The following is a 12,650-nucleotide window of genomic DNA, read 5'->3' on the forward strand; positions in this document are numbered from 1 at the left end:
ACGAGGTGTATTATATGGAGAATGTAAATTTAAGTAAGGTTAAATTTGCACTAGATGTTGGAACAAGATCTTTAATTGGTACCGTTGGAATAATTGAAGATGATAAATTTAAGGTAATATGCGAAAAGTATCTCGAACATGAAGAAAGAGCAATGATAGATGGTCAAATTCACGATATTGATTTAGTTGCAAAAGGCGTAAAGACAATATTAAATGAAATTGAAGAGGAAATAGGAATCAAACTTAAAGATGTTTCAATTGCAGCGGCGGGCAGATTTTTAAAAACAATAAATTCTGAGGGAATAATAGATTTAAATATTGATGACGAGATTACAAAAGAAGATATTAAAAGTTTAGAATTAGTATCTTTAAAGGCTGCTGAAAATGAGATAAATAAAACTACAGAAGGTAGATTATACTGTGTAGGATATTCAGTTAAAAATTACTTTTTAAATGGCTTTGTTATTTCTAACTTAGTTGGACATAAAGGTGAACAAGCAAAAGTTGAGACAATAGCAACATTTTTACCACGTTCAGTAGTAGATTCACTATATTCAGTAATGAGTAAAGTAGGATTAAGAGTTAATAATTTAACTCTAGAGCCAATTGCTGCTATTGAAGCTGTAGTGCCTAAAAAATTAAGGCTTTTAAATATAGCTTTAGTTGATATAGGAGCAGGTACATCAGATATAGCAATAAGTTCTAAAGATAGTATATCATCTTATGGAATGGTTCCACAGGCAGGAGATGAAGTAACAGAAGCAATAGCACAGGAGTGTTTAGTAGATTTTAATACTGCTGAATATATAAAAAGGAACTTATATGTAAATGATGAAATAACATATACAGATGTTATAGGATTAGAGAATACAGTTAGGTCAGAGAATATACTAAAGACCATTAAACCAATAGTTAAGAAGATAGCTGAATCCATAGGTAGTAAGATAATTGAATTAAATGCTAATAAACCTCCAAGTGCATTATTTTTAGTTGGGGGAGGGGCTCACACACCAGGAATTATAAATGAGCTTAGTGAAGTATTAAATATACCGATTCAAAGAATTGCGATTAAAGATAGAAAGGCTATAGAAAATTGTGTTAGTGATAATAATTTAGGATCAGCAGGAGTAACAGTATTAGGTATAGCTTTAACATCTATGAAAAACGGTAATAATGATTTTATTGAAGTTATTTTAAATGGATCAGAAGTTACCTTGTTTAATTCACATAATCATAGTGTTATGGATGTTATAATTCATGCTGGAATTAATCCGAGTATGCTAATTGCAAAGAATGGTAAAAATTTAAGATATACATTAAATGGAGTAAAAAGAGTAGCCTTTGGGGAGAGGGGAAGAAATCCTAAAATTAAGGTGAATGATAGTATAGAAGGTTTAGATAAAGTTATCAAATCAGGTGATAATATTGAGATTACATATGCTATATCTGGTAAGGATGCAAGTCCTAGAGTCATTGATGAAATAAGAGGGTTTAGTAGTATAAGTTTTTATCTTGATAATGAAATAATTAATTTAGATCCTATAATTTTAGTTAATGAAAACAAAGAGAATTTAGACTATTTCATACAAGAAAATGATGATATTAATATAATTCTTCCTAAAACTATTGGGGATTTAAAAAAATATATTATAAAAAAGGAAGTAAATATTAAAAAGAATGATATAGATATTAATAATGAGTATATACTTAATGAAGGTGATAAACTAACAACTTATCTATTAGAAAAAAATACCGAAGTCAAAGAAGAGAAAAAAGAAACTACTGAGATTGAGGTAACCTTTAATGGTTCAAAGGTAAAATTACAAGGTCAAAAGGATTATATATTTGTTGATATATTTAACCATGTTTCCTTTGATTTGACTGAGGCTAAGGGTATAATTAATTTAATATTAAATAGCAATAAAGTAGGATACACAGAAAAACTGAAAGATGGGGATATTATTGAAGTTTTCTGGAGCTAGGTAAGCATACATATAAATACAATAAAGGGGGCAAATTTTATGAATTTTAAAAATGAAGCAATAAGCATAAAAAATGAATTAATTTATATAAGAAGAAAATTACATGAACATCCAGAACTAGGCATGGAGGAATATGAAACCTCTAAGTTTATAAAGAGCTTTTTAAAAAATGAAGGTATTGAATTTATTGAAGTAGCAAAAACAGGAGTTTGTGGGATTATAAGAGGAACTAAAGAAAGAGAAAGTTCTAATATAAAGACAATAGCACTAAGAGGAGATATTGATGGTTTACCAATTTTAGATAAAAAAGCTTGTGAATATTCATCTAAGGTTGAAGGCAGGATGCATGCTTGTGGGCATGATGGACATACTACTATTTTATTAGGAGCAGCTAAACTATTAAATAAAAACAAGCATTTATTTAGCGGAAATGTAAAATTGCTTTTTGAACCAGCAGAAGAAACTATCGGTGGTGCAAGATTTATGATTGAAGAGGGAGTGTTAGAAAATCCTAGAGTAGATTGTATTTGTGGTCTTCATGTAGAAGAAAATCTAGAATGTGGAACTATTATGTTAAAGGATGGAGTAGTAAATGCTGCATCAAATCCATTCACTATTAAGATTAAAGGTTCTGGTGGACATGGAGCCTATCCTCATACTACTGTAGATCCAGTAGTAATAGCTAGTCATATTGTGTTAGCTTTGCAAACTATAGTTAGTAGAGAAATAAATACTGCTAATCCAGCAGTTATAACTGTTGGAAGTATTCATGGAGGTACAGCACAAAATATAATACCAGAAGAGGTAGTAATAAGTGGTGTTATTAGAACTATGAACAAGGAAGATAGAGCTTTTGCAAAAGAGAGACTAAGAGAAATTGTAGAAGGTATATGCAAATCTTCAAGAGCTACTGCAGATATAGATATAGAGGAATCATATCCTAATTTATACAATGATGATAATATGGTTGCTTTATTTAAAATAGGAGCAGAAAAAGTTTTAGGAAAGGAAAATGTATTATTACAAAAGCATCCTAAAATGGGAGTAGAGAGCTTTGCTTATTTTGCAAATGAAAGACCAGCAGTGTTTTATTTCTTAGGGTCAGGTAATAAGGAAAAAAATATTATTTATCCAGCTCATAGCAATTTATTTGATATAGATGAGGATTGTCTACCTCTTGGGGTGGCATTGCAATGTCAGATGGCTTTTGAATATTTGACAAGAAGGTAAATTAATATTAATCTATTATAATGGGGAAAATAGTTTATAAATAGGTGTGCTATGTAAGTTTATTAATTTCATAATTTCGCTCCAAGTCAACATAAGCTTACATAGCACACTTGAAAACTAAGGAAAGGGATTTATAAATTTTATATAGAATTATAAGTATTTTATAAATTTCTAGAAAATAAGAAACTAGGAGTGATTACTATTGAAAATAGAAATAGGAACAAATGAAGCGGGTCAAAGATTAGACAAATTTTTAAGAAAATTATTAAAGGATGTTCCATTAAGTAAAATATTTAAAGCCTTAAGAAAAGGTGATGTAAGAGTTAATGGAAAAAAGCAAAAGGAAAATTATACACTTCAAGTAGATGACATAGTTGAAATTAAATATATACAAAGTACTAAAGAAAAACCAGAAGAAAAGTTTATAAAAGTAAATGCTAGAGGAATGAAGATAACTTACGAAGATGCTAATATATTAATAGTTGAAAAGTGGCCAAATATCTTAGTTCATCCTGATGAAAAAGGAAAAGAACCAAGCTTAACTGATTATGTATTATCATATTTAAATGAAAAGGGTGATTATTTACCTGAAAATGAAGTAACTTTTACTCCAGCACCATGTAATAGATTAGATAGAAATACTTCAGGAATAGTTATTTTTGGTAAAAACTTTGAAGCCTTAAGAGGTATTAATGAATTAATTAGAGAAGGCAACGTTGAAAAGTATTACAATGCCTTAGTTAAGGGCAAAATTAAAGATGGATTATATAAGGGTTATATACTGAAAAATGAAGATGCTAATATCTCTAAGATTTATGATGAAAAAGTTCCTAATTCTAAGGAAATAGCTATGGAAGTTAAAACAATACAAACTAATAGTGCATATTCACTTTTAGAAATAGACTTGATAACAGGAAGAAGCCATCAAATAAGAGCTCATTTGTCTCACTTAGGAGCACCTATTATTGGGGATAATAAGTATGGAGATAGAAAATTAAATTCATTCTTTGCAAATAAATTTGGTTTAGATTGTCAATTCTTATATGCATATAAATTAGTTTTTAGAGATACAAAAGATAAATTAAGTTATTTAAATAATAAAACTATAACAGAAAGCTTACCACCAGTATTTAAAAAGATTAAAAATGATGTGTTTAAGTTCAGAATATAATAAAAGGTGATTAGTATGGAACAAAAATCAGCCGGACGTGGTTTTTTAATATTATCAATAGCAGGTATTGCTGGTAAATTATTATCAGCAATATATGTTCCTTTATTAAAAGCAGTTTTAGGTGAAACAGGGTATGGAATATATGTAGCAGGCTATGATATATTTGTATTTTTAATTGCAGTAACTAGTTTAGGTGCACAACCTGCAGTAACTAAGGTTGTAACAGAGCTTAGAGCTATGGGAAATCATAAAGATGCTTTAAGAGCTATGAAATTATCAATAAGGTATCTTACTATTATAAGTATAGTAATTTCTGCAATATTTATGGCATTAGCATTTCCTTTTTCTAAGTTAATTAATGCAGAACAATCTGCATGGACATTTGTGTTTTTAGGTCCAGCTTTAGTGTTTGCAGCTATTTTAGCAGCTTATAGAGGTTATATGCAAGGTATTGAGGAAATGGAGTCTCTTGCAATATCTCAAATTATTGAGCAGTTAATAAATGTAGTTCTTAGTCTTGTTTTTGCAGCTTTATTGATTGCGGTTACAAAAAACTTAGAGTGGGGAAGTGCAGGTGGGACTGTAGGTACATCTCTTGGTGCGATTGTTGCAATAATATATATATTGTATATTTACAATAAAAAGGATTTCAAAGGTGATGCAGAATTAAATCATGACAAATCCAGAAAAAAGGTTTCTGATAGAAGAATAGTAAAAAAGATATTTATGTATGCCCTGCCTATAACTCTAGTTGCAGCAGTTCAAAACTTTGCTGGTGTTATAGATAGTATAACTTTAGGAACAAGTTTATCAACAGCAGGTTTTTCAGATGTTGAAATAAATAGTTATAGGGCGGTTTTATCATATTATAAGACTCTAGTATATGTACCACTTGCTATAGTAACAGCTCTTGGAACCTCGATATTTCCTAAGATAATACAAGCTTTTGTACATAAGAATAAAAAAGAATTGAAGCAGCAAACTAGCTACTCATTTAGGATGATGTATATAATAGTAATGCCTGCGACCTTTGGATTAGCAATATTAAGTAAAGAAATATATAGATTCTTATTTGCTTCATCTACAGGATATACATTACTTATGTTTGGATCATCATTATTAATTTTTATGTCAATAACGACTATTCAAAATGTTATATTACAAGGGATTAACAAACTATATTTAATTATTGTATCAGCAAGTCTTGGATTACTTGCAAAAATAATTATAAATGTTTTATTAGTGTCTATTCCAACTGTTAACATAATGGGAGCGGTAATAGCAACCTTTATATCATATATGATACCTACTATAATAAATCATAGAAAAATAAAACAATTCTTTAAGGTAAATATTCCAATAGTAAAACAAGCAATTGTACCGACAATTTGTTCTCTATTGATGACATTAGTTATTTTAGTTGCGAAGTTCCCTATTGTTAAGGCAGCAGAAGCCTTAGGAGGAGGAAGGATTGTAATTGCAATCGCAACAGTTATACTAATAGGAATTGGTGGAATCATATATCTTTACTCAATGATTTACTTTGGAGGCATAAGAAAAAAAGACTTGGATTTAGTTTCACCAAGATTATTTAGGTTCTTGCCAAGAAGCTTGAGAAAAGAACTTTTATAATGCATAATGCGTGATGGATAATGCATAATTAAGGTGAAAACTCTTTCAGAGTTTTGAAAGATGAAGAAATGAAAGAATGAAATAATGAAGGATTTGTTGTAAAACTCAGCTTGTGCTGAGTTTTTCATTTTATAAGAAAATGAACAGAAAGTAATATGGTATAATTTGTATAAATGGTAGTACTCATAAAGTAGATTAATAATTAAAGAAGTAACCAATAAAGGGGAGATAATATGTATAAATATTTATTCATTGAGTGTAAAGTTGGAGGTCTTTTTGGCAAGAATAATCATCAAGAAATAATAGCTATGAATGCGGCAGAAGGATGGAGATTTGTATCAGCAATACCTAAAAGTAATGGTAGTTATGGTCAAATTAATATTATTGATTTAGTATTTGAAAAATATGATGAAGAATAGGATTAATTTATTTTAATTTAAAGGAGTAAGAAGTTGATTGTATTAGTTGGTGGTGAGAGCCATACTGGAAAAACTTTAATGGCACAAAAGTTACTTGAAAAATATAAATATCCATATACAAGCTTAGATCATATAAAAATGGGAATCATTCGAGGGTATAAAAATTGTGGATTTACTCCTTATGATAGTGAAGCAGTAATTTCGGAAAATTTATGGGGAGTTGTAAAGGGCATAATTGATACATGTATTGAAAATGAGCAAAATATAATTCTAGAAGGATGTTATCTTCCTCCTGAAAAAGTAGCTAATATTTCTAATGCTCATGTCATAGTAGTTTATATTGTATTTTCAAGTGAATATATTGAGAAAAATTTCAACAAGATTATTTTTTATGAGAATGTAGTCGAAAAACGAAAATTTCCAGAGGAAAGAAATGAAGATGAATTTATCACTAGAAATAAAGAGCTAAAGAAAAGGTGTATCAAAGCAGAATTACCCTATTTTGAAATTAAAGAAGACTACGAAAAAGAAATTCAAAAGGCATATGATTATATTGATGAAAGTATTATTAATTTCGAGAATAATCAATAAAAGAAAAGCATTTAACAAATTATATAATTGAAAAACAAAGAAAAACTCCGCAAGGAGTTTTTTCATTAATTCTTTCATTAACTCAGCTTGCCTGAGTTATTACCTCAATTACGCATTATCAATTATGCATTATGCATTAATTGAAAGTGTTTTGTAGTAAAGTACATATTTTATTTATCTCTTCTTTATTTATACTATAGTAGCCCTTGTTATCTATTTTATTAATAGTAACTAGCTTATTTAGTGCTAAGGCATTCATATGATATGAAATTGTAGCAGTTGTTAAGTTTAGTTTTTGTGCTATTTGTTGACTATATAGTGGTTCATTATTTAGCATTTTTAGTATTTCATATTTGCTTTTATCACTTATACATTTTAATCTTTCTAGTAATATTTCTTCCTCGTCCTTTTTTCCCTTTGAAAGGTTCATAAGCTCTTGAAATTTATAGCCTAAATAACATATTGATGTTTCCTTTATTGGAATTATTGGTGATGTATTCACACTTAATGAAATTTTTCTGAAATCTAGCATTGATGGATATATTATTAATGTAGTATCTTCATCTAATTTAAAAGTAATAAGTTCTGTTAGAAAATTTGAATCTTTATTTAATTCATTTTTCAAATAAGAAATGAGTTTGTTTTTATCTTGTTCAAAGAGTGTAAAAGCATTTTGAAAATTATCTATTGAGTCTAAAAATATATTGAAATAATCTAATAAGTGATTTTTACTATCTTCTAAAAGCACTGTTAACTTCCATTTAGCTTCGTAAGAAAAGTCTTTACTACTAATTAAATATTTTATAAATTCATCTTTACTCATGGATAAATTTAAATTTTTATCATCAAAATTTTCTATGATAAATCTAATTATTTCTTCCAATGAAAGTCTATTAACTTCTTCTTCAGATGAATTCATTATTTTTTCTTTTAAATTAATAAGTTCATCTATATTAAAGTTTGTAAGAAAAATTTCAAAAATTGATAAATTACTTCCAGTAAATCCGTCATTAACATCTGAAAAAAAGTATTCTATTTTATCCATTGGTATTGTATTTAGCTTTTTAAACTTTTCAATAAATTTATAAAAGCTTTTTAGGTTATTTCTTTTATAGTTTTCATTGTTAATATCTATCTTATATAGACTTTCATTTAATTTCTTTATTTCTTCAGATTCATTTGCTAAATAAATAAAGGTTCTATTTATTTCATATAAAATATCTACTTCATCATTAATAATATAGTTCAAAATGGACACTCCCTTTTAGTTTTAATATTGGTCAAAGCTTTTAATATTTTTATTTAAAAACATAAATAAAAATACTAAGGATACTAAAGCACCAAAGCTTAAGAATAGTATTTTAATATCAATAAATTGAGATATAATACCTATTATGAAAGCTGAAATAGGTACTGCACATAAAGCGCCTGCATTAAAAATTGAAGCTACTCTTGATAAGAATTCTTGACTTACTCTTTTTATCATAACAATTTGTAATATAAAGGTTAAGAGTAAGACACCTACACCGAGTAAAAATGTATTAATAGCTAAGGCTATATACATAAGTTGTTTGTTTTCTATATTACCAAGTAAAGACATTAATATATAGTTTATACCAATTATTATACCACCAATTATAAACATCTTTTGGCCACCTAATATTTCTTTTATTTTAGGCCCAAAAAGTCCAGCTAAAATCATTCCAATTAATATCCCTATACTTATTACAGATAAGGCAGTACTACCAGTTCCAAGTACTTCTTCAACATAAGGAGCTTGCAATGAATTAATTGGTACAACTAAGGCATTTAAAATAGCTGCAAAGATAATGATAGTAATAATAATCCCATCTTTTTTTATAAATACAAATCCATCTTTTAGATCATTTAGAGTGCCCTTAATTGTAATTTTTGAATTGTCTACTATATTATTTAATTTTAAACCTAACAGTAGAAGTCCACATATGATGAAGGTTATTGCATCTATTAAGACGGCTCCTCCTAACCCAAGTAAAGATATTAGCAGTGGAGCTATTGCAAGACCAATCAACTCGGCAATTCTACAGGCTGAAGATGAAAAAGCCATACCATGTTCTAACTTTTCCATAGGAATAATTTTTGGAACTATGGAAGCAGAAGCAGGTTGCCTAAATGATTCAAAGGATGAATTTAAAAATGTAATCACATATAAATGCCAAACAGCTAGATTCCCTGTAATAAATAAGAGAGCAACTAATAATACAGATATAGCTCTTCCTAAATCAGATATAACCATAATAATTTTATCAGGTACATATTTACAAGCTACACCAGATACAATACCAAATATTAAGTTTGGTATTCCATTAACAGCAAAAATAGTAGCTACCAAAAGTGTAGATCCAGTAATCTCATATACAAGTAATGAAAATGCTATGGTATCTATACCATCACCAAATCTTGAAATAATGCTAGAAAAAGTATTTAACATATAATTTTTTTCATGAAATAAATCACTATACTTACTTTGTTTTTTTTCTAATTTTACACCTCTCATTAAAATCCCCTTTTTACTTAAATATTATATTAAGTAAAAATATACCAGTATATTAGATAGCTGTCAATACATATTAGATAATTATCTAATATATAAAATGAAATATATGAAATAATAGATTCTAGGGAAAAATAGTTATGTACACAAATTATAAAAGACCTATATAATTGAAATAATAAGGGGGGGGTTTATGTTTTATGATGTTACAGATTTAAGAACAAAGGAAATATATCTTAAGCTAACGAAGACATGTGTGGAACAGCCAGAAAAAAGATGGTTACCAGCATATTACTTTGATATTTGCTTGTTGGATGGAACAATCATTGGTAATTGTGATTTGAGAATTGGTCATAATGATAAAACATATATCGGAGGAAATATTGGCTATGGAATAGACGAAAAATACCGTGGTCACCGATATGCAGCCAAAGCTTGTGAACTATTATTTAAGCAAGCGAAAAAGCACCATATGGATTACTTAATTATTACTTGTAATCCCGATAATATTGCATCATATAAAACTTGTGAAATAGCAGGTGGAGAATTAATAGAAATTGCAGCTATTCCAGAAGATAATGAGATGTATGCAGAAGGCAAACGACAAGTGAAAATCTTCAAATTTGATATTTAGATAAAGTTATAACTAGTATAGTGAGAATTAATAATTAAAATACTATTAAGATATATAAACTAAAAAACTACAACTAAACCTAATTCTATCAGGCTTAGTTGTAGTTTTTTCATTAATTCTTTCAATAACTCAGCTTGTCTGAGTTATCACATTAATTAAGAATTATGCATTATGCATTATGCATTATGCATTATGCAATATGCATTTATACCTTTAGTATAGAATTAAATACATATTATCTCACAGCGACTTGGAGCCTGCGACGGAGCAAGGAATATAATATGTATCTCCTCTTTATTCTTCTTCTATTCCAAAGAAACTTAGTCCAGTGAATGTTAAAAAGATTATTAGTATAAGAGCAATATTCTTAATAGTCATAAAGTCATTAAATATGTTGCTAGTTAGACCTCTCAAAATCATAAATATTAATATGGCTAGCAAAATAAAAATAATTACATTGCTCAATGATAAATTTAAATATATATGTTTTTGTACTTCTCTAAGATTAATAAATAAGCTTATACTAGAAGTTATAAATAGTGTTATACCATAACCCATTATATTTACTCCAGGTAATCCTATAAAGAAAAATAGTAATACAAGCTCTATACCAGATACAATTAAAGAGTTTCTAAGGATAATTCCTTGTTTATTCAGTCCGTTAAGTATCCCAAACATAGTACTTGATGTAAATAATATTGGAGCACTTAATGAAGCTATTTTTATATAATTGCCTAAGTCATCTCTACCATAAAACATCTGTCCTAATGAATCGGGTATTAAATTGCAGAGAACTGTGGTAGCTAGTCCTAATAAAAAAGCGATTTTCATAACTTTTTTTATTCTTATAGATGCATTGTAATAATCACGCCTACTTATAGTTTCAGAAAGATCTGGTACTATAAGCGAATTTATAGACATGATAACAATCATCGGAAAAGCAACAATTGTCAAAGCCATTCCTGTGAATTTTCCTATCATTCCTAAGGCTGTAGCAGCATCAAAACCAGCAGCAGCCAATCTTCGTGGAACTAATAGGGTAGAAGCTGTTCCAAATAAGTTTCCTAAGAAACCATTTAAGCACAGAGGAAGAGCTATTACTAATACATTAAATAGCAATTGTGAAACTCTCTCAGGTTTATCATTAGAAGGAGGAACTTTTTTTCTTAGATTTTTATAATATATAAAAAGTAAAACCAAACTTTGTAATTCACCAATAGCTAGAGAGAGGTATGCTAGGGTTACAAGTGATGTAATGGAAGTAGCTTTAAATATAAATATTAATATTGTTATAGTTATAATACGCATAGCTTTTTCAAGAATATCTATAAAAGAAGGTACTACAATTTTGGAAGTACCATAGAAATATCCCTTTAGAATATTTGATAATGCTATGAATACCATTGCTGGACAAGTTATTCTTATCGCATTAATTGTTCTCATATCATGAATTCCATATTTGCTTATGTAAGGAGCTAAAAAAAATACCATTACTCCTATAGCAATAGCCCATATTATGTTAAAACTTGCAACTGACTTTATAGTTTTATTTATATTATTATACTGCCCTTTTGACTTATATATTGCAGAGATTTGAGATATTGCTGCTATTATTCCAGCCGTCATAAGACAAATAAAAAGATTATAAATAGGCATTACTAAGCCATAAAGTCCCATGCCAACAGGGCCTATAAGTTTTGATAAGTAAATTGAGAAAATAAATCCCAAAATACCAGTTGTTATATTAGAAGCTGTTAGAAGGACAGAATTTTTTAAAAAGCTATTTTCTTTCAAAGTTTTCACCCCCAATTAATACATTTATATCTATTCCACAAAAAATAAAAATATGTATAATGAAAGAATTTTAAATATTAATAAAAAGTATTAATAAATTTATTGAGTTACTAATATAAATATAATGTAACTTATGTAATATGGAGGTAAGGTGAGATGGGAAAGACAATTATATTAAATCTATCAGATGTAAATCTAAAGGGAAATATATTAGATGTGGGAGAAAGTTTTGGTGTAATTTATAATATATCAAAAGATATTATGAATGAAATATCAGTAGATTATGTAAATGGGGATAATAATTATACTTTAAAAGAAAATGATTATGATACATGCACTATGTTCTTTTGTTTAAGTAATATGTGGAATTTTTCTAGTAGATCAAAATTAATAGAAGAAGTAAGTAAATATATTAAATCTGGGGGAGAATTATTTATATGGGATATAAATAAAGATGTTAGAGATATGATAAATAATAAAATAGTTGCAATCCTACCATCTGGGAAATACAAAGAGTTTGATTTTAAAAACTTAAATCCTATAATAAAATCAAATATCGAAGAAAATGAAAAACTCCTTGAAAAATATTATAAAATAGAGGAAACTAAATTATGGGAGGATATTCATTTTATAAAAGCTAAAAAAATATAACATTACTTTCGAA

Annotated in this window: 11 protein-coding genes; 8 read left to right on the top strand and 3 right to left on the bottom strand. The window is 28.0% G+C overall.

Going from position 1 to position 12,650, the window contains the following annotated elements:
* Positions 1 to 14 precede the first annotated feature (14 nt).
* From QK892_RS08795 to QK892_RS08820, 6 genes are all read left to right on the top strand, one after another.
* On the top strand, positions 15 to 1,982 hold the full coding sequence (locus QK892_RS08795) for a cell division protein FtsA (RefSeq protein WP_317273173.1): 1,968 nt from the start codon (positions 15 to 17) through the stop codon (positions 1,980 to 1,982).
* Between the two features lie 39 nt (positions 1,983 to 2,021).
* Complete coding sequence (locus QK892_RS08800; protein ID WP_317273174.1) at positions 2,022 to 3,212, top strand: M20 metallopeptidase family protein; 1,191 nt, start codon at positions 2,022 to 2,024, stop codon at positions 3,210 to 3,212.
* A 202-nt stretch (positions 3,213 to 3,414) separates the two neighbouring features.
* Positions 3,415 to 4,383 (top strand): RluA family pseudouridine synthase, encoded by a 969-nt coding sequence (locus QK892_RS08805; RefSeq protein ID WP_317273175.1) that lies wholly within the window; start codon positions 3,415 to 3,417, stop codon positions 4,381 to 4,383.
* A 15-nt stretch (positions 4,384 to 4,398) separates the two neighbouring features.
* On the top strand, positions 4,399 to 6,015 hold the full coding sequence (locus tag QK892_RS08810) for a putative polysaccharide biosynthesis protein (protein WP_317273176.1): 1,617 nt from the start codon (positions 4,399 to 4,401) through the stop codon (positions 6,013 to 6,015).
* 233 nt (positions 6,016 to 6,248) lie between these two features.
* Positions 6,249 to 6,434 (top strand): DUF4177 domain-containing protein, encoded by a 186-nt coding sequence (locus QK892_RS08815; protein WP_317273177.1) that lies wholly within the window; start codon positions 6,249 to 6,251, stop codon positions 6,432 to 6,434.
* A 33-nt stretch (positions 6,435 to 6,467) separates the two neighbouring features.
* A complete protein-coding gene (locus QK892_RS08820; protein ID WP_317273178.1) occupies positions 6,468 to 7,025 on the top strand; it encodes a zeta toxin family protein in 558 nt (185 codons plus the stop codon).
* Positions 7,026 to 7,161: 136 nt separating this feature from the next.
* Here the strand turns inward: QK892_RS08820 and QK892_RS08825 are convergent, their stop codons facing one another.
* Entirely contained in the window at positions 7,162 to 8,274 is a 1,113-nt protein-coding gene (locus tag QK892_RS08825) for an ArsR/SmtB family transcription factor (protein WP_317273179.1), read from the bottom strand.
* Between the two features lie 21 nt (positions 8,275 to 8,295).
* On the bottom strand, positions 8,296 to 9,561 hold the full coding sequence (locus QK892_RS08830) for an MFS transporter (protein WP_317273180.1): 1,266 nt from the start codon (positions 9,559 to 9,561) through the stop codon (positions 8,296 to 8,298).
* A 190-nt stretch (positions 9,562 to 9,751) separates the two neighbouring features.
* On the opposite strand from QK892_RS08830, the gene QK892_RS08835 reads away from it, so the two are divergent.
* Positions 9,752 to 10,192 (top strand): GNAT family N-acetyltransferase, encoded by a 441-nt coding sequence (locus QK892_RS08835; protein WP_317273181.1) that lies wholly within the window; start codon positions 9,752 to 9,754, stop codon positions 10,190 to 10,192.
* 294 nt (positions 10,193 to 10,486) lie between these two features.
* On the opposite strand, the gene spoVB is transcribed toward QK892_RS08835, so the two are convergent.
* On the bottom strand, positions 10,487 to 11,986 hold the full coding sequence (gene spoVB / locus QK892_RS08840) for a stage V sporulation protein B (RefSeq protein WP_317273182.1): 1,500 nt from the start codon (positions 11,984 to 11,986) through the stop codon (positions 10,487 to 10,489).
* Positions 11,987 to 12,142: 156 nt separating this feature from the next.
* On the opposite strand from spoVB, the gene QK892_RS08845 reads away from it, so the two are divergent.
* Positions 12,143 to 12,637, top strand: a complete 495-nt coding sequence (locus QK892_RS08845) for a hypothetical protein (protein WP_317273183.1) — start codon at positions 12,143 to 12,145, stop codon at positions 12,635 to 12,637.
* Positions 12,638 to 12,650 lie beyond the last annotated feature (13 nt).

Origin of the sequence: Clostridium lamae (genome assembly GCF_033043255.1) — a bacterium.
Taxonomy (GTDB): Bacteria; Bacillota; Clostridia; order Clostridiales; family Clostridiaceae; genus Clostridium; species Clostridium lamae.